18 protein-coding genes are annotated in these 17,297 nt (G+C 38.6%); 14 read left to right on the forward strand and 4 right to left on the reverse strand.

Annotated features, from left to right (window positions below; all coding sequences use genetic code 11):
• Positions 1 to 31 precede the first annotated feature (31 nt).
• From ACUR5C_RS05335 to ACUR5C_RS05360, 6 genes are read left to right on the forward strand one after another with little or no spacing between them, the layout of a single operon-like run.
• Complete coding sequence (locus ACUR5C_RS05335; protein ID WP_454467323.1) at positions 32 to 820, forward strand: DUF3450 domain-containing protein; 789 nt, start codon at positions 32 to 34, stop codon at positions 818 to 820.
• A 2-nt stretch (positions 821 to 822) separates the two neighbouring features.
• A complete protein-coding gene (locus ACUR5C_RS05340; RefSeq protein WP_454467324.1) occupies positions 823 to 2,199 on the forward strand; it encodes a MotA/TolQ/ExbB proton channel family protein in 1,377 nt (458 codons plus the stop codon).
• A gap of 3 nt (positions 2,200 to 2,202) precedes the next feature.
• Positions 2,203 to 2,727, forward strand: a complete 525-nt coding sequence (locus tag ACUR5C_RS05345; RefSeq protein WP_454467325.1) for a MotA/TolQ/ExbB proton channel family protein — start codon at positions 2,203 to 2,205, stop codon at positions 2,725 to 2,727.
• Between the two features lie 32 nt (positions 2,728 to 2,759).
• Complete coding sequence (locus ACUR5C_RS05350) at positions 2,760 to 3,161, forward strand: ExbD/TolR family protein (protein WP_454467326.1); 402 nt, start codon at positions 2,760 to 2,762, stop codon at positions 3,159 to 3,161.
• 1 nt (position 3,162) lies between these two features.
• Positions 3,163 to 3,780, forward strand: coding sequence for an energy transducer TonB (locus ACUR5C_RS05355; protein ID WP_454467327.1), 618 nt, complete (start codon positions 3,163 to 3,165; stop codon positions 3,778 to 3,780).
• Positions 3,781 to 3,798: 18 nt separating this feature from the next.
• Complete coding sequence (locus ACUR5C_RS05360; RefSeq protein WP_454467328.1) at positions 3,799 to 5,088, forward strand: tetratricopeptide repeat protein; 1,290 nt, start codon at positions 3,799 to 3,801, stop codon at positions 5,086 to 5,088.
• A gap of 584 nt (positions 5,089 to 5,672) precedes the next feature.
• Here the strand turns inward: ACUR5C_RS05360 and ACUR5C_RS05365 are convergent.
• Genes ACUR5C_RS05365 through ACUR5C_RS05380 form a run of 4 tightly spaced genes read right to left on the reverse strand, consistent with a single transcriptional unit; the run spans position 5,673 to position 9,510 of the window.
• The gene (locus ACUR5C_RS05365; protein ID WP_454467329.1) at positions 5,673 to 6,902 is read right to left on the reverse strand and encodes an ABC transporter permease; all 1,230 of its coding nucleotides are present in this window, start codon (positions 6,900 to 6,902) and stop codon (positions 5,673 to 5,675) included.
• Positions 6,895 to 7,599, reverse strand: a complete 705-nt coding sequence (locus ACUR5C_RS05370) for an ABC transporter ATP-binding protein (RefSeq protein ID WP_454467330.1) — start codon at positions 7,597 to 7,599, stop codon at positions 6,895 to 6,897. The genes ACUR5C_RS05365 and ACUR5C_RS05370 overlap by 8 nt, the downstream gene beginning before the upstream one ends.
• Before the next feature lie 6 nt (positions 7,600 to 7,605).
• Complete coding sequence (locus tag ACUR5C_RS05375) at positions 7,606 to 8,787, reverse strand: efflux RND transporter periplasmic adaptor subunit (RefSeq protein WP_454467331.1); 1,182 nt, start codon at positions 8,785 to 8,787, stop codon at positions 7,606 to 7,608.
• Between the two features lie 18 nt (positions 8,788 to 8,805).
• On the reverse strand, positions 8,806 to 9,510 hold the full coding sequence (locus ACUR5C_RS05380) for a YIP1 family protein (RefSeq protein ID WP_454467332.1): 705 nt from the start codon (positions 9,508 to 9,510) through the stop codon (positions 8,806 to 8,808).
• Positions 9,511 to 10,178: 668 nt separating this feature from the next.
• On the opposite strand from ACUR5C_RS05380, the gene ACUR5C_RS05385 reads away from it, so the two are divergent.
• From ACUR5C_RS05385 to ACUR5C_RS05420, 8 genes are all read left to right on the forward strand, one after another.
• Positions 10,179 to 11,117, forward strand: a complete 939-nt coding sequence (locus ACUR5C_RS05385; RefSeq protein WP_454467333.1) for an OmpA family protein — start codon at positions 10,179 to 10,181, stop codon at positions 11,115 to 11,117.
• A 273-nt stretch (positions 11,118 to 11,390) separates the two neighbouring features.
• Complete coding sequence (locus tag ACUR5C_RS05390; protein ID WP_454467334.1) at positions 11,391 to 11,684, forward strand: Flp family type IVb pilin; 294 nt, start codon at positions 11,391 to 11,393, stop codon at positions 11,682 to 11,684.
• Positions 11,685 to 11,772: 88 nt separating this feature from the next.
• Positions 11,773 to 13,188 carry a Tad domain-containing protein gene (locus ACUR5C_RS05395; protein WP_454467335.1) on the forward strand — a complete coding sequence of 472 codons (1,416 nt, stop codon included), beginning with the start codon at positions 11,773 to 11,775 and terminating at the stop codon, positions 13,186 to 13,188.
• Positions 13,189 to 13,196: 8 nt separating this feature from the next.
• Entirely contained in the window at positions 13,197 to 14,066 is an 870-nt protein-coding gene (locus tag ACUR5C_RS05400) for a hypothetical protein (RefSeq protein ID WP_454467336.1), read from the forward strand.
• The gene (locus ACUR5C_RS05405) at positions 14,066 to 14,758 is read left to right on the forward strand and encodes a hypothetical protein (protein WP_454467337.1); all 693 of its coding nucleotides are present in this window, start codon (positions 14,066 to 14,068) and stop codon (positions 14,756 to 14,758) included. The genes ACUR5C_RS05400 and ACUR5C_RS05405 overlap by 1 nt, the downstream gene beginning before the upstream one ends.
• Before the next feature lie 25 nt (positions 14,759 to 14,783).
• The gene (locus ACUR5C_RS05410) at positions 14,784 to 14,984 is read left to right on the forward strand and encodes a hypothetical protein (RefSeq protein ID WP_454467338.1); all 201 of its coding nucleotides are present in this window, start codon (positions 14,784 to 14,786) and stop codon (positions 14,982 to 14,984) included.
• 27 nt (positions 14,985 to 15,011) lie between these two features.
• Positions 15,012 to 15,944 carry a Flp pilus assembly protein CpaB gene (gene cpaB / locus ACUR5C_RS05415; RefSeq protein WP_454467339.1) on the forward strand — a complete coding sequence of 311 codons (933 nt, stop codon included), beginning with the start codon at positions 15,012 to 15,014 and terminating at the stop codon, positions 15,942 to 15,944.
• A 39-nt stretch (positions 15,945 to 15,983) separates the two neighbouring features.
• Positions 15,984 to 17,297 carry a type II and III secretion system protein family protein gene (locus ACUR5C_RS05420; protein ID WP_454467340.1) on the forward strand — a complete coding sequence of 438 codons (1,314 nt, stop codon included), beginning with the start codon at positions 15,984 to 15,986 and terminating at the stop codon, positions 17,295 to 17,297.

Genomic DNA, 17,297 nt, shown 5'->3' on the forward strand with positions numbered 1-17,297 from the left:
TTTTTAACCCTTAGATAAGTTTGGAAACAATATGCTTAATCGCAATAAAACAACAAAACTAAGCGCATTTGTTCTCGGTCTAGTAGCAATACTTAGTACTGGAGCAGCATCCGCAGCAGGCAAGTTAGATACAGCGATCAATATAGAAACTAAGATCGCCGAAACTTCAACCAAGTCTCAGAAGAAAATTAACCGCTTTGCAGAGCAAACCTTAACTATGGCAATGGAGTACAAAAATACTCTACGTCTAATCGAAAGTTTGAAGGTTTATAACGACTCTTTAGAAGCATTAATTGCTAATCAAGAGCAAGAAATGATTACCATTCAAGATGAAATTGACAACATTGATGCAACTGAGCGTGGTGTTGTTCCATTAATGAATGAAATGATCGCATCGCTTGAAAAGTTTATCGAACTCGATTTACCGTTTAAGCGTGATGAGCGTCTTGATCGTGCTAATAAGTTAAAAAACAATATGTTACGTGCTGACGTTGCAACTGCGGAGAAATACCGACATATTCTTGCAGCTTACGACATGGAAATAAAATACGGTGAAGGCTTTGAGTCTTATACTGGTGAAATCAGCGATAGTAACAATGAGCCACAGCAAGTTGAGTTTCTAAGGTTCGGTCGAGTATTACTGGTTTATTTAACATTAGATGGCAGTAAAGCAGGCTACTGGAATCCACAAAGCAGTCGTTTTGAAGCGCTAGATGAATCTTATATTCGCTCAATTGAGCAAGGCATCAAAATGGCTAATAAGCAAGCCAGTCCAGAACTTGTTAAACTTCCTGTTCCTGCAGCAACTGAGGCTCAATAAAAATGAAAATTAAGAATCTATTGATTGCCATCTTATTAGCTGGCACGACAACACTAGCAACCGCCGCTGAGCAAAATACTGGTGCAGTAAAAGCGCCAGCAGTAGAAAGCTTAGATGAGCTGTTAAAGTTAGTAAAACAAAATAAACTTCGCCAAGATAATGTTAACAAAGCGAGAGAAGATCGCTTTGCACGCGAAAGAAACAACCAACGTGCATTATTGAATGAAGCCTTGGCTGAGAAAAAGCGTGAAGAAGAGCGAAGCGAGCGCTTAAAGGCACAATTTGAAGCAAACACTAAAAAGCTGGGCGAATTAGAAGAAGCCAAGCTAATTAAAGCGGGTTCTTTAGGTGAAATGATTGGTGTGGTTCGTCAAATCGCTGGCAACATGGCATCGGGACTAAAGCGTTCAGTCGTATCAGCGCAATATCCTAATCGTCACCAGGGACTTGAAGAGTTAGCTCAATCAAAAGTTTTCCCTAAAATACCTGAAATTCGTAGCCTTTGGGTTGCTATGCAAAACGAAATGACCGAACAAGGTAAAACCGTTCGTTTTGATGCTGAAATCATCAATACAGAAGGTAAAAAAGAGCAACGCAGCATGGTTCGTGTTGGTGCGTTTAACTTAGTATCTGATGGCGAGTATTTAGTTTATGACGGTACAGCTGGTGATATTAAACAGCTTACTCGTTCTCCAGCAAGCCGAATCACTGGTCTTATCGACGACTATTTATCTGCAAACTCGGGTGTTGCGCCTTTGGCTCTCGACCCATCGCGCGGTGGTATTTTAACGCTTGAAGTTAAACGTGAATCTTGGCCTGAGCGTGTTATGAACTACGCAGGTTATGTTGGTGCGGCTATTGGTGTTGTATTAGCGATTGGTTTACTGCTTGTTTTAGAAAGATTAATTACATTGTTAGCTTTACGCGGCAAAATGCGTAAGCAAGCTAAATCTAGCACGCCTGGAAACAACCCACTAGGTCGTATTATGGCGGTTTACTTGGCTAATAAAGATGATGACGTTGATAACTTAGAACTAAAACTTGACGAAGCCATCTTAAAAGAGACTCCTCGTATTGAGCGTGGAATTACCATCATTAAAGTATTTGCTGCTGTAGCTCCTTTAATGGGTCTTTTAGGTACTGTAACCGGTATGATTGAAACTTTCCAAAGTATCCAGTTATACGGAACGGGTGATCCTAAGATTATGGCTGGTGGTATTTCATCTGCATTGATCACAACTGTACTTGGTATTGTTGCTGCGCTACCTTTAATTCTGACTCACAGTATTGTATCTGGAATTTCTAAAGGTTTAGTACACATGTTAGAAGAGCAAAGCACAGGATTGATTGCCCAGCATCAAGAAGAAAAAGGGGCATAGTTAATGCTATTTCTTCAAGAACTTTCTGAAACAGTCTCCCGGTTTATGGAAGCCGGGGGCGACGTTTTATGGGTTATCGCTGTCGCCTTGGTTATTATGTGGACCATGATTATTGAGCGTCTTTGGTTTTATGCTTATACCTATCCTAAGCAAGCGCGATTATTAATCGCGCAATGGGACTCTAGAAAAGACACTACATCGTGGCAAGCTCACAGAATTAGAGAAGCCTGGATTTCACAAATGAACGAGAAGCTCCAAAATGGTCTTCTTGTGATAAAAACCATTGTTGCTATTTGTCCTATGATTGGGCTACTTGGCACCGTTACGGGAATGGTTAATGTATTTGAAATCATGGCTTTATCTGGTACTGGAAGCGCAAGACTTATGGCAGCAGGTATAACGCAAGCGACAATTCCTACGATGGCTGGGATGGTTGCGGCATTGTCTGGATTATTTATTAGCTCGCGGCTTGAGTATTCAGCGAATGTGCATGCACAAGAACTCGCTGATCATATGCCGCATCATTAAGCTAAGGATCAAATAAGCTAAGGACCAAATTTATGGCAAAGAAGAGTTTAAAGCCAAAAGAAGAAGAAGCTGCAATTGATATGACACCGATGCTAGACATCGTTTTCATTATGCTTATTTTCTTTATTGTTACCACTTCTTTTGTAAAAGAGTCAGGTGTAACGGTTACCGAACCAACTGCAGTGACTGCTGAAAAGAAGCCGAAAGCAAATATATTTATTGGTATTACCGCCGATAGTGAAATATATATGCAAAAACGTAAAATAGAGAAAGATGAAGTTCGCACAACCGTGGAAACGATGCTTTTAGAGAACCCTGAAAGTAGTATAGTAATTCAAGCAGATGAGCTAGCTAAATCAGGCGTACTATTGGATGTTATGGACGCAGCAAAGGCTGCAGGTGTTAAAAATATATCTGTAGCAGCGGAGATATAATATGCAAAGAATACTAATAGGTTTAGGCATAGGCGGAGGCGTAACTTTTGCGCTTTTTGTTGTTATGTCCTACTTAATTAAGTCTGAACTTAAGCCGCCAGGCCGCTCAGATAGTAACGTAGTCGAGTTTGTTATGCCTAAAGCTGAAGAAGACCTTAGGATAAGAGACAGAAGGCTACCGAAACCACCAGAACCGCCTAAAAATCCGCCGCCTCCGCAAGTGCGAAAGGTTGCCAAGGTACAAAAACCAGTCAGATCACTTAACCTAAATTTAGGCAAGTTTGATGCGTCTGTTAATACTGGAACTTACTTAGGAACGATGAACCAAGCAGGAAATTTATCTGATGGTGATGCGATTCCTATGGTAATTATTCAGCCTCAATACCCTCGAAAAGCGGCTATGGAAGGCATAGAAGGTTGGGTTAGATTTGAGTTCACGGTAGCGCCTGACGGTTCTCCAAAGGATGTCCAAGTTATCGATGCGGATCCTAAAAGAGTATTCGAAAGAGATGCTCGTAGAGCTATCTACAAGTGGAAATTTAAACCTCGTGTTATTGATGGTAAAGCTGTTGAGCAGCCAAACATGCGATATACGATGGAATTTAAATTAGGCGAATAACTGAGTTGAGTGATGACTATGAAAAAAAACAAATTATTTAAATTGTTTGCTGTAACTCTATTCGGCGCGTGTATTTCGCAAACGGCATTTTCTCTACCAGTGACTGATTTAATAAAGTCTTGCAAGCCTTTAATTAATAAAAATCAGAAAATTGAAAATCCGCCTGTTCGTGGTATGACAGAAAGAGTTCACAAACGTTTAACTCGTGCGCTTGAGTTAATTGCAAATGAGCAGTATGACGAAGGCATTGTTGCACTTGAGTCTTTAGCAGATTCAAGCTCTGACAATTACATTAAGTCGATTGTGCATTTAAACATTGCGAGTTCGTATGCTCAACAGAGTAAATATGACAAAGCTTTACCGCATTACACTAAATCGTTAAAGTTTGGTGATGGTGAGTTAGACCATCAACGTTTGCAAGATTTACGATTGAACGTTGCTAGTCTTATGTATGGTATCGATAATAAGTCTGAAACCATGCGCTTGTTGAATGATTGGTTTAAATACTCAATTAAAGACAATGCTAATGCCTATATTCTTTATTCTGTTATTAAAGCCGAAGAAGGGGATTATAAAACGGCTTTGTGTCCTGCGTATTACGCAATAATGCACGAACCAAAACCTAAAAAGAACTATTACAGTGTACTTTTGGTTTCGCATTATGAGCTTAAAGATTTACGCGGTTCAGCTGAAATATTAAAGGAAATGGTTCAGTTATTTCCTGCTGAAAAAACTTACTGGCGTCAACTTTCTAATCTATATTTACAGCTAGATAGAGTGAAAGAGTCTTTAGCGGTAATGGAGATGTTATATTTAAAAGGCGGTCTTGAGACTGAGGCTGACTATAAAAGTTTAGCAAACCTTTTTGCCTACGAAGAGATTCCGTATCGCTCAGCAGAAATCCTTAAAGAAGGCATTGATAAAGGCTTAGTTAAACCAGAAATTAGTAATCTTAAAACTATTGCCACTAATTACCAGGTAAGTAGAGAGATTGATAAAGCTATTGATGCCTATGGTAGAACTGCTGAAGTAGCGGAAGATGGAGAGCACTATTTAACACAAGCTGATTTATACGCCGAAAAAGAAGACTGGCGAAAAGCAATTAGTGCGTTAAATAAAGCACTTAATAAAGGTGTTAAAGATACAGGCAGAGCCTTCTTCACTAGAGGTAGTGCAGAAGCTAGCTTAGGTCAGTGCAAAAAGTCTTTAGAAACTTTTGAACAAGCAACTAAATATAGCAAATGGCGTCAGCGCGCTAATGCGTGGATAGCTTATGTTAAAGATAGGCAACGTCACGACAAGTGCTAGTTTAAACTTCTCGTTTCTTTATAAAGCCGCTTTGGGCAACCAAAGCGGCTTTTTTTATTTTCTATAATTGCGTTTTGGGGGTGTAGTTATTGTTTGAGAGTTGATTGGGTGCTTCAGTAACCGTTAGTAGCACTCTTACTCCTCGCAAATTAGAATTTAGTGCCGGTGTATGTAGTAATATTTAAGCGAGTTAACGATTGCTCGCAAATTTAAAACCTAGCTTCGCAAGCCCATGCTAGGCATTATTATTTAAAATAGCGAAGTTTTATTTTTTAATTTTTATGTCTTAAACCTTTATGTCTTTAATCTTTATGTGATAAATAAGAACCTAGCAAATCTGGTAAGCCCACCTTGCAAAAATAAGCTCTATCTAAGTTAAAAGATTTGAAAACCTACTTTTACTAATAGGTTTCTAAATGTCATAGTTATGACAGCCATATGTGACTACGCGTTGCAAAGCTTAAAGGTAATATTGTCTGTTATTTATAATAGTTAGTCGCTTTTAGCAGTCGCTTTTAGCAGTCGCTTAAGTCTTGTTTGGAAAGTCTGTTCTCTTGAAAATACCGTTTAGGTACAAATGTTTTTTATTCGTACCTAAGTGCCTCTATAGGATCTAAGTTTGCCGCTTTAGCTGCAGGTAATATACCAAAAAATATACCGACAAAAGCAGAGAAACCAAAAGCTACTCCTATTGCCCATAGCGGCACGGTTGCAGGTGGAAACCCAGGAATTGAAGCAGAAGCAATTAGCCCTAAACCGTAACCTAAAGCCACGCCAATTATCCCGCCTAATAATGACAAAACGATAGATTCAATTAAAAACTGCAGTAATATGTGGTGGCGCTTAGCACCAATAGCTTTGCAAATTCCTATCTCTCGGGTGCGTTCTGTAACAGAGACTAACATGATATTCATTATTCCGATGCCACCAACGATTAATGAAATAGAAACTATTCCACCTAAAACAATAGTTAAAGTATCGATTACTTTTGATATACCTGAAGTCAGTTGTTCCGGTGTCTCAATTTTAAAGTCATTGTCATCGTCAATAGATAGGTTGTGTTGTTTGCGTAAAATTCGTGTTATGTGATTTTTAGTTTGTTCTAAATTATCTAATGATTTAAGTTGCAACTGAACAAATATATCTGGCTCTAAAAGATTGCCGTTTAAGGTTTGCATTAATGAATAAGGAAGCACAATAAAGTTATCTTGGCTAAAACCAAAGAACGACCCTTTGGGCTCTGCTAACCCAATAACTTTTAACCATTCGCCTGCATAAGAAATATACTCACCGGTAGGATCTTTGGGTAAGTCCAAGTCCTTTCTTAATTCTTCACCTATAACCGCAACTTTCCTGCGGCTTTGGTTATCAGCGTAAGATAAAAAACGGCCATACTGCATATCTATATTTTGAACACTCTGATAGGTATAAGTGGTACCGGTGACTTGGGCGAATACTTGGTTACTTTTATATTTAACGGGGTTGGTTCCACCAACGGTTGAGCCAAGCGTCGGAGTGATGTATTTAATTCCTTCGACTTTATCTTTTATAAGCTGAATATCATCGGCACTTATTCGTGCAATTTTACCTTTTAAACGCTCGCTTCTTGGCGTGTCTGATCTAATTGAAATTGAGTTAGCGCCAAAGCCCTCAAATTGTTGATTAATTGAATAACTTAAACCCTGAATAACTGAGACAACAGCAATTGTTGAAGCGACACCAATAATAATTCCCAATGTGGTCAAAAAGCTTCTAAACCCATGCGCTTTAACCGAGGCTATAGCACTTCTAAAACTTTCAATTAAGCTAAACATTTACAGCCTCACTTTTATCATTGCATAGGTCACTGACAATTTTACCGTCGGATAGCCGTATAGTACGTTGGCAGTGCTCAGCTATTTCATCTTCATGGGTAACTAAAATAATGGTTTGGCCTTCACTATGTAATTGATCAAATAACTGCATTATATCTGCGGTAGTTTGTGAGTCTAAGTTACCGGTAGGTTCGTCGGCTAATAAAATAGAAGGTGAAGTAACAAGCGCTCTAGCAATAGCAACTCGTTGTCGTTGACCGCCAGATAACTGGTTTGGGAGATGATCCATGCGATTATCTAAGTTGACTTTCTGAAGCGCTGCGGTTGCTAACGCTTGGCGTTCTTTGAGCGGAACACCTTGGTAAACGAGTGGTAGCATCACATTACTTAGTGCCGTCGCTCTAGGAAGTAAATTGAAACTTTGAAAGATAAACCCAATTTCTATATTACGAATTTCAGCTAATTCGTTTTGCGTGAGCCGCGCCACTTGCTTGTTATTTAATAAGTAATCGCCACTCGTGGCTTGATCTAAACAACCAAGAATATTCATCATGGTAGACTTGCCCGAACCGGAAGAACCAATAAACGCTAAATACTCATTCTGTCGAATGGTTAAATTAATTCCGTCGAGTGCTTTAACGACTTGATCACCCATGTGATAGTACTTACATACTTGCTTTAATTGAATAAGGCTCATAAGGTTTTACTCAGACTGGTTGGTTAAAGTAGCTAAACTAACTGCTTCACCGTCTTTTAGGTGTCTTAATATTTTGTCTGGTCCTATAATTATTTGAGCGCTATCTGTTAAGCCGTTTATAATTGCTTGATATTCATCATCGGAAATTCCGGTGCTTACTTTACGTTTGTGAGCTTTTTCGTTTTCATACACAAATACAAAATTTTCAACCTGTTGACTATCTATGTCTTCCTCGGTATGTATTGCTTTAATTGGAACTGCCAATACTTCGCTGTCACCCTGCGTAAACACTTCAGCGCGGCAAGTCATACCTGGCTTTAGGCCATTAAAATTAGCGTCTGTAATTTTCAATTTAACCGCAAAACTTAAGCTTTGTCGGCCTAAGGCCTGTTTTGCGCTAGAAGCAATAGAATAGACTTCGCCTTGGATAGTTTTATCATCGAAGGCAATGGCTATAATTTCTGATTTTTGACCCACTCGAACATCGGCTATATCTGCTTCGTCAACATTAATTTCTGCCAACATGCTGCTTGGGTTGGCTATAGTCATTAAAGCCGAGCCGGCAATATTTGTTGTGCTCGAGATTGCCGTTTCACCCTCTTTAATATCAAGTGAGGTAATCTTGCCGTTGATGGGCGAGACTATCCTTGTTTTAGAGAGTTGATCTTTCGCTTGGTCTAGCCTCGCCTGAACTTGCTTTAAGATTTCTAAGTTCGCCTTTAAATCAACTTTAGAAACTTGCAATTGGTGTTCGGCTAGCTCGTAAGCGTCATTGTCTAAAAGCTTTTGTTTAAACAAAGCTTTTTTTCGATTGAGTTGAGTAGTTAAGTTTTCAACAATCAGCTTTTGTTTTTCAATAGCAACCAGCTGTTGATCGACCGCTGCTTGTTGCTGCGCAACCGCTGCTCTATAAGTTTCGTCATCAATGGTTAATACAACTTGGCCTTTAATCACTTTATCGCCTTCTTTCACAAACAGCTTACTAACTCGCCCAATAACTTCGCTGGTTAACTTTACTTCGTCTTCATGTTTAAGTTGTCCAGAAGCTAAGATAGAAGCTCTTATCAAGCGCTTATCGAGCGCTTCTACTTCAACTAGCTTTTCATTTTCACTAGAAAAGTATTTCTTAGAAACTGGAATACCAATGACTAAGGTTAAGATGGCAATAATGATTAAAGGCTTTTTCATTGTATTTTCCTTAAATGACTAGGCGATAGCAAAGCGAATGCCGAAATATAAGACGTAAGGCAGTAATACAATAAAACTTGAATTGAGCATCGTTTTTTTAGTCCATGCGGAGTAACCTATAATCATTAATCCGATACTCCAAAGCATGGTGATATCGCTAGTGGCTAAGATATTTCCTACTCCGGATATTGCATTTAAACCAAAGAAAAGCTCATTAAAGCTAAGTGGATTAAGTGACTCAGGTGCAATTTGTCCGTTACTGCTGGTAAAAATCACCATAAATGAAGCTAAAACGGCAATAAGTGAAGGAATACTGGTCCAGCTCACAAAAGACAACCATTGTTTAAACTGGAAGCCGTCGTTGGTAACGTTGGAAACAATAACAAAATACAATGCCAATAAACAAAATATTACGCCCATAAATAGAGCGCTACTAACGGCGCCAATTCCCGCCATAACACCAGGACTCATCATTTCAAAAGCCTGCCGCGTCGCGGTTTGTTCAGCTTTTGATAGCTCTCCTGCTTGAAGTTGAACCATGTGATCGGTATACCACTGATAGTCTATGTTAGTAAATAAAGTGACAACCAATAGTGCGTTAAGCACTAATACTAAACCCATTGGTAATAACACTGGGTAATTAACTGTTAAATCGGCAAATGCTTTTTGTGGAGAAAGCAATATGTTGTTAAGTATTGAAATACTGCTCGGATTATTGTCCATTTTTGAGTCCTTATTATTTTGTTTGCTGTTACATAATTATGCGCCTAGTCGCAAAAGCGCGCTAGGTAGCCCCTAAATACTGTTTCTATAGAAGCTTAGTCACACCATTTCAGTTTTTATTACAGTAAATCGCTTAAAAGCGATATTTATTTCAGAGTTTGTGTATAAAAAGAAAAATCGACCATTTGGGAGGATTAGCAGAGCTCAATATTAGGTTGTGTATATAAAAGTGGCTACTCAGTTAGTTTTATGCTTGGCACTTGTTTTATGTTGATAGTTAAATTTAAACAAGACAGGGCTTTACTAGATGTCTTGAATAGAGCGTGTTTTGTCAGAGGTTTATGCCAGAGGTTTATGTCAGAGGTTTATGTCAGAGGTTTATGTCAGAGGTTTATGCCTGAGGTTTATGCCTGAGGTTTATGTCTGAGTTTAAAGTGAAGTAATATTAATTGAGTGTTAAACAATAGAGGTATGTATCAAAATTTAATAGCAATTTAATGTGAACAAGAACACAGTTTTTAATTTGGTAGTTTTCAAAATAGTTTTAGATAGCGAAAAAAATATCTAAAACAGTTAATATGTGCCGCACTTATCTAGATTAATTTGGGTGTAGTTTGCAGCCAAATAGTTGACTTTGATTACCAATAAAAAAGTAAAAGGAATTATTTATGAATCTTTTAGTTAAGACTTTTATCGGTTTAGCTATCGCCTCACCAATTTTTGTTGCAAATGCAATAAGTTATGATGTGAAGTTCAAACAAAAAGATGCTGAGATTATTGCTGCTAAAGATCACCCCTTACTAAAACGCTTTCCTAAATCAGTTATCTTTGACTACACAAAGCAAAGTTTTGCTCAGGTTGATGTAGTTTTAAGCGCGGTCTCAGAAGTCTATTCAGAAGTTGATTCAGATTATTTTTACGAAGTTACTAACGCCAAAAAAGTATCTGGCAATTTGACGCAACTTGTTTATGACCTACCGGAAAAGGTTTCTCCTAGTGCTGCAGCTAACTATTTTATGAGGCAGTTGTCAGTTAGTAATTTTCAACCAATATTTAAATGTTCAAAGACGGATTGCGGTGTAGTCTCCGGTTGGAAATCTTTCGTAAATGCTAGTATAGAAGGGTTAAAAGATACTCAGGAGTACTTTGTGGTAGAGTCTGAATCACATTTGGTTGTGTTTTATGCTAGTGAAATAGCAAGCCAAACTCGTGCCGTTATAGGGATAGTGGAGATAGATGAGTCAGCTAATAAAACGGCACAAAACAAATTATTAGATATTTACTTTCCGACCGGAAGATCCAATTTAGACAGAAACCATAAAAATTTAATCTCGTCGTTAAAACCAAAGTTAGCCAACCTTAAGGATATGCAAATTGTAGTTTCTGGTTATGCCGACTTTCGTGGTAAAGATAGTGAAAATCATCAGCTGTCACTTGAAAGAGCACTTAGTGTAAAAAAGTATTTAGCGCAAGCATTAGAACTTGCTGAGGAACAGATAAAGGTAGTTGCCAATGGCGAAAAAGCAGTTAAACAGAAAACAACGAACGAAAGTAAGCTGCGCCTTGATAGAAGAGTGGAAATATCCTTAGAAAATGTACGGGCTTAGTGGTGGACCATAATTTCAAATCTCAAATAAATATATCTAACGTTGATAGTGAAAATAAAAATGAGAAGTGGTTAGCTTTTTTATTAAACAATTTTTAAATCTACTTGAACAATTTATGAGATAAATAGAGAATGGCCGAGAAAAATTAGCGCTGAGTTTAGAAAAAGTTCAAGCAGTTTTTTTGTTGTAGTTGTTTAAAATTTTTGTTGGCAAGGCGGCTAACTTTTCAGGACGTAATATACATTTCTAATCTAACGGAAAAAGGAATAACGGATGAAAAACTTTTCACAGTTCAAGCAACGTCAGCTTGGTCAAGGTATGACTGAATATATCATTATTGTTGCTCTTATTGCAGTTGCAGCAATTGGTACTTATGGTTATTTTGGTCAATCAATGCGAAACCAAGTTTCTGCGTTAGCGACGGAAATTTCTGGTAATGACTCTGGTACTCAAATCACTGCGGCTCAAACTGCAGCGACAGCAGCTACTGTTGAAGCGAACCAAGAGTATAACTTAGGCAACTATAACGAAGGTGCTGACCAGGGTTCTGGCGGCGGTAACGACTAAGTTATAAGTTCCGTGAATGGTTAGAGTGGCATAGTTTCGCTCTTTCCATTCTTGCATATTTTAACCGTTTTAAAGCATGGAAAGTAATATGTTAAACAGGGATCGTCAAAGAGGCCAAAGTCTAATTTTAGTTAGCGCGTTTTTAGGCGCCATTTCCTTAGTTATCTTCGTTGCGTTCAACTCCGGAATGCTTTCCAAAGAAAAAATGCAATTACAAAACACGGCAGATGCAGCGGCGTATAGCGCTTCAGTATTTGCTGCCAGAGATCTCAACTTTAAAGCCTACACTAACCGTGCGATGGTCGCTAATCATGTGGCTATTGGTCAGTACGTTGGATTATCTTCATGGATGGAGATGATGTACAACTCAACGGATAATTTAGCGACGGTTACTTCTTGGATTCCCTATGTTGGCGCTATAACCAATGCCATTAAGCAAGTAATGAATGCGGTTAATAGCGTCGCGCAACCAGTGCTTGAAATAGCAACGACATTTACCAACTATGTAAACATCGGCATTTCCGCAGGGCAAAAAGGTTTTCACTTTGCAATGGGCATTGCAACGATAGAAATGGCTAAAAAAGTAATCGATGCGAATGATAAAGATGTTTCATTTGGTGCAATTTCTACAGCTTTACTCACTGCCGATACGGTTGATATTTGGCTAAATTTTAGTGACAACATTGATGTAGACTCTAATAATCGCACCGATAAAGCACGTAAAAAAGAATTTCATGATATTACGAATAACTCCCGCGATAGGTTCACTAAAAGGCGAACTTACACTTGGCTATCAACACCCAAAATTCCATTTATTCCGGCATTTAGAATAGAAAAAGCTGGTGGTAGTGACTTAATAGAGTCAAGTCAAAATGATGAAACATGGACTGCCATGGATACGGTTGCTATCTGGCAGGGTAACTATAAATGTAAATGGTTTAAATGCCGGTGGAAGTGGAAAGAGTGGTTACCTTCTGGTTGGGCTTCAGCGCGAAGCGGCGAAAACTTTAATATGTATAGTAAGAGCAGAGATAAAATTATCTGGGGCGAAACTTGGAAGAAAAACCCCAATACTTCAAGGTTTGCTGCATCTAATTTAAATGAAGTTGGAGAATATGACGGGCTACAAGATTTTTATGACCTTAAAAAAGAAGGTCATATTGAAGAAACACCGAAATTAAGAGTTGTGGTCGCAAAGTCGGCTAATAAAATACGTACCAGCAAGCATGCGATTAGTGACGGAGCCAATGGAAAATCAGTGCAGCTTGGTGCGGGCCGTATGAATCTAGAAGAAAATGCAGAGCTAGCAAAAGACACTATGAGTGCCATAGGAAAAGCTCAGGCCTATTTTAAACGTCCAAATGATATTTCAAGTATGCGTCGGCTCGATGGACAAATCGAGTTTGGTAATCTGTATAGTCCATACTGGTACCCCCGTTTAATTGATTCGGATAATGCCGATCGGCGCATTGCCACAATACTTATCAATCAAATTTTCCTATAGGTAACTTTATGAATAGAGTAAAGGGTCAGGCTATAGTAGAAGCGATTATAGCAATCAGTAGTGTTTTAATTGTAGCCGCAATATTACTGCCATTGTTGACTAAGTTTATTGAAACTAGACAGGCCAGCGAACAAGCGGCTAGATATGTTGCGTGGGAACGAACAGTTTGGAAACAGTCGGGCTCAAATAAATTGGCGGTTAAGTCTAATAGTGAGTTACAAAATGAGGTCCACTGGCGTTTTTTATCTAATCAAGACGCAGCTTTAAGTAGCGACGATAAACTATCGAGTAAAACCTGGAGTTCAGATAAAAACATTAACCCTATGCTAACAACGCAGCAAACCCATCAATTTAAGCCAGATAATTTAATTGCTGGCCTAGAGAACAATAGCTCAAGCTCAAGCGCTTCTAATAAGAGCAAGTCGGAGCAGCTTTTTTCAATCACTTCTAAAGAATCAAAAACGCCTGGTTTTGGTAGTACTATCGGCAGTATTTTGTCTGTATTGGATTTTGCTGGCTTTAAGCTAAATCAAAAAGGACTCTTTGGTAGCGAAGTGAGCTTTAAGTTTGCCAATTTAAATGGAATTGCACCTTTCGAAGATATTGATTTAAGTGTTAAAGACGAGTTGTTTGTACTTAGCGATGGTTGGAATGCGTCGGGTCGAAGGGACACTCAAAAGAAAGTGCAAGGTTTAACACCAAGTAGCTTACTGGATGTCGGCTTTTTAAATACGGTAAGAGATGGTATTGGATGGCTACCTTTTGCCAAAGAAATACGCAGTAGCTCGCTACAGTTTGGCAGAGTTGATACAGAGCAAGTTCCAGAACAAAGAACCTGTCGACAAAGTGGCAACCGATGTCTACGGAAGAGAAAATAATGAAATATTTAGTATTTTTAGGAATCACTTTATCCAGTTTGATAGTTAGCACGCTGCAAGCTAAACAATGGCCCACAATGCCAGTACCAAAAGATGCCGAAGTTGCGGCGGTTTCTACCGATATGAAATATAACGGTACCCCTATGAAAACATGGGCTTTGACTTTTGATGGAGATAAAGGAGCTCTTGTAAACCATTTTCGTAACCAATGGAAGAACGTTGCGGATTCACTTTATGATGAGCAGTCTCACGGCGGCTGGGTTTTTATAAACTCTAAGCAAGGCGACTTTTTGCTTACCGCAAAACTTCAAAGTCAATTAGGCCGAAGTCAAGGTTATTTAGGTATCTCAGACTTAAGCCAAATTGACCCAGACTTTGTAATCGGCAAAGGATTTCCAAAGCCTCGCTCAACTAATGCCATTACTGAAATTACTGAAAATGACACAGGTAAGAAAAGTCGCTACATAATCTTAAATTCAAAGCGAAGTGTAGGAGATGTCTATCGTTTTTACATTGACACTTTTCAAGCTAAAGGCTGGGAAGTCAGTGTTGCCTCACTCGATCCGAAAGGCGGTGGTGGGGTAATTGCATTAAATGACGATAAACAAGAGATGAACCTGACTTTAACTAAAATGAATTCTGCCACTCAAGTTAGCGCAAATATTGTTACCAAAACTTTATTTTTTGATTAGGTATAGATAAATGGAAGGATTAAAAGTGAAGAAGAATATCCAAGGTCAAGCAACAGTTGAATATATCGTCGTTTGCAGCGCACTTGTTTTAGCCCTTTTTTCTCCCATTCCAGACGGTGACCCAGATACCAATGAGAGTGTAATTGAAATTCTCGTTGAGGCAGTGAAAACTGAATACGAAGCTTATAAGTATGCTAACTCAGTCGCAACGCTACCTTTACCTTAATTTATTCAGCAGTATAAGGAAATTTTTATGAACGACAAAATAAGTGATCATTCGGGCAAGAAAAACTGGATTATTTTAGTCGTCGCTATTGTGTTAGCGGCGGGTGCCGCGTGGCTATCTAGCGTCTACTTAAAAAATAAAGAGAATGAAATTCGCTCTTCTATCACGGGTAAAAAAGAAATCAAAGTGCCAGTTGTAGTGCCCCGATTTAACTTGGGCTCTGGTGATGTTATTGACGCTTCCAACATGGTGGTTCGAGAAATCCCTAAGAAATTTGTGCCCGACGGCGCTTTCTCTCCAGCTGAATTCCAATCTCTTGTTGGCAGAACCGTAACAGGTAGTCTTAGTGCCGGTAAGCCTGTTTTAGATAGTAAAATTTCAAGTGTTGGCGTTGAGCAGTTTTCAGATTTATTAGAATCAGGTCACAGAGCGGTAACTATAAAGGTCGATGAATATAACTCTACCTCTGGTTTGTTAACCGCTGGCGATAGAATCGATTTATTTTTAATGACGGATAACGACAAAGTAACCTTAAAGCAAAAGAGCAAAGACTCGGTTTTGTTTTTGATTTTAGAAAATGCAGTAGTTTTAGCAACGGGTCAAAAATTAATAGATGAGTCAACAGTAGATGATGCTGATGATTTTGCCAGTAGTGAATATAGTACCGTTACCTTAGGCGTTCCATTAAAAGATGCGGCTCGAATAGGTCTTGCTAGAAAAGACGGTGAATTTGTAGCCATGCTACGTAACCGTCAAGATTTAGAGCGAGTAAAACATACGCTCGTAGAAGCCAGTGATGTATATTCTAGGACGGGTAAGTCTGCCCGACAAGTTGAATTTATTATTGGTGGAAAAGGATCTAAAGGTGTCGCTGCTAGTAGCACGCAAGCTTTTGATGTTGATGAAGTTAATAAAAGAATTACAGACTTAAAAAAACTTGCTGATGTTAGTGGAAACTAAAACAGCGTTAATTGAACAATAAAAATTTAGTAGGGAATTATGCGGTATTTTAAATTTCAATTATGGATAATTGTTTTAGCTATTATCAGCACTCAATCAATCGCTTTAGAAAGTGCCAATGTACAAATGCATGTAGGCTCGCTAAAGATGCTTCCAATAAAAAACATTATTCGTGTCGCTATCGGTAAGGGTGATGTGGTTAGTACCAAAATCATTGAAGAAAAAGGTTTGCTATTAATTGCCGAAAAACCTGGGAGAACTGAATTAAGAGTTTGGCGAGAGGGTGAGAGAGAAACCAGAGTTTCTATTAGTGTAACACCCGATGATCCTGCGCTTCTAATTTCTTCGGTAAAAGGGTTAATCAAAAACTATCCAGAAGTATCAGCGCGTGAAGTAAACGGCGCTGTTATTTTAGAAGGATATGCTTCAGAAGTAGAAATAAAGTCATTGAAAGAACTCAAATCATTAATGCCCAACCTAATAGTAATGGTTAAGCAGAAAAAAGTTGCTCTTGAAAAGATGATTAAAATGGAGTTAAAAGTTGTTGAGTTTAGTAAGAAAAACTTAAAAAACTTAGGCATTAAGTGGGATAGCGTTATTGGCGGGCCTGCTGCAGGCTACGCGGGCGCTGCTACTACCAACGAGTACTTTGGGGTATACAGCGATGGCGGTAATGGACTTGGTTCAAAAATTGCTGAAACATTAACTGGGAGTGGTTCAAGTTTATTAGAAAATGCACACTTTGGTTACGCTGGAATTGTTTCAGGAATAAGCTCGCGCATTAACTTAATGATAGAAAGTGGTGAAGCAAAGTTATTAGCGGAACCTATGTTAAGTACGAGAAGTGGACACTCAGCTGAGTTTTTGGCCGGAGGAGAGTTTCCAATTGCTGTACCGCAAGATGGTGGTACTAACACAATAGAATTCAAAGAGTATGGAATTCTACTTGATATAGAGCCTGTAGCCGATGGAGAAGGTAATATTCAGTCGTCAATTAGCACTGAAGTAAGTACTTTAGATTACTCAGTTGCAATCCAGGGTGTACCAGGCTTATTAAGCCGTAAAACTAATACCGTTATTGGTGTTAAAGAGGGCGAGACTATAGTTTTATCAGGCTTAGTGAGCTCTTCTTTATCACGAACGATTAGTAAATTTCCATTACTGGGAGATATTCCAATTATAGGCGAGTTATTTAAGTCAACAGATTTTCAAAATGATAAAACTGAATTAGTGATTTTTGTAACTCCTACGATTGTCGAGCTAGATAAAGCTTCTAGTCAGAATACGCTAAATAGAGCACAAGAAATGATTGAAACTTTTCGCAGTCAAACCGGCATTACGGTATTGGATTAA

This window comes from Aliikangiella aequoris (assembly GCF_053709105.1).

Excerpts from the sequence above, each read along its gene's own strand:
- ACUR5C_RS05335 (WP_454467323.1), top strand. The coding sequence starts at position 32 with ATGCTTAATCGCAATAAAACAACAAAACTAAGCGCATTTGTTCTCGGT.
- ACUR5C_RS05340 (WP_454467324.1), top strand. The coding sequence starts at position 823 with ATGAAAATTAAGAATCTATTGATTGCCATCTTATTAGCTGGCACGACA.
- ACUR5C_RS05345 (WP_454467325.1), top strand. The coding sequence starts at position 2,203 with ATGCTATTTCTTCAAGAACTTTCTGAAACAGTCTCCCGGTTTATGGAA.
- ACUR5C_RS05350 (WP_454467326.1), top strand. The coding sequence starts at position 2,760 with ATGGCAAAGAAGAGTTTAAAGCCAAAAGAAGAAGAAGCTGCAATTGAT.
- ACUR5C_RS05355 (WP_454467327.1), top strand. The coding sequence starts at position 3,163 with ATGCAAAGAATACTAATAGGTTTAGGCATAGGCGGAGGCGTAACTTTT.
- ACUR5C_RS05360 (WP_454467328.1), top strand. The coding sequence starts at position 3,799 with ATGAAAAAAAACAAATTATTTAAATTGTTTGCTGTAACTCTATTCGGC.
- ACUR5C_RS05365 (WP_454467329.1), bottom strand. The coding sequence starts at position 6,902 with ATGTTTAGCTTAATTGAAAGTTTTAGAAGTGCTATAGCCTCGGTTAAA.
- ACUR5C_RS05370 (WP_454467330.1), bottom strand. The coding sequence starts at position 7,599 with ATGAGCCTTATTCAATTAAAGCAAGTATGTAAGTACTATCACATGGGT.
- ACUR5C_RS05375 (WP_454467331.1), bottom strand. The coding sequence starts at position 8,787 with ATGAAAAAGCCTTTAATCATTATTGCCATCTTAACCTTAGTCATTGGT.
- ACUR5C_RS05380 (WP_454467332.1), bottom strand. The coding sequence starts at position 9,510 with ATGGACAATAATCCGAGCAGTATTTCAATACTTAACAACATATTGCTT.
- ACUR5C_RS05385 (WP_454467333.1), top strand. The coding sequence starts at position 10,179 with ATGAATCTTTTAGTTAAGACTTTTATCGGTTTAGCTATCGCCTCACCA.
- ACUR5C_RS05390 (WP_454467334.1), top strand. The coding sequence starts at position 11,391 with ATGAAAAACTTTTCACAGTTCAAGCAACGTCAGCTTGGTCAAGGTATG.
- ACUR5C_RS05395 (WP_454467335.1), top strand. The coding sequence starts at position 11,773 with ATGTTAAACAGGGATCGTCAAAGAGGCCAAAGTCTAATTTTAGTTAGC.
- ACUR5C_RS05400 (WP_454467336.1), top strand. The coding sequence starts at position 13,197 with ATGAATAGAGTAAAGGGTCAGGCTATAGTAGAAGCGATTATAGCAATC.
- ACUR5C_RS05405 (WP_454467337.1), top strand. The coding sequence starts at position 14,066 with ATGAAATATTTAGTATTTTTAGGAATCACTTTATCCAGTTTGATAGTT.
- cpaB (WP_454467339.1), top strand. The coding sequence starts at position 15,012 with ATGAACGACAAAATAAGTGATCATTCGGGCAAGAAAAACTGGATTATT.
- ACUR5C_RS05420 (WP_454467340.1), top strand. The coding sequence starts at position 15,984 with ATGCGGTATTTTAAATTTCAATTATGGATAATTGTTTTAGCTATTATC.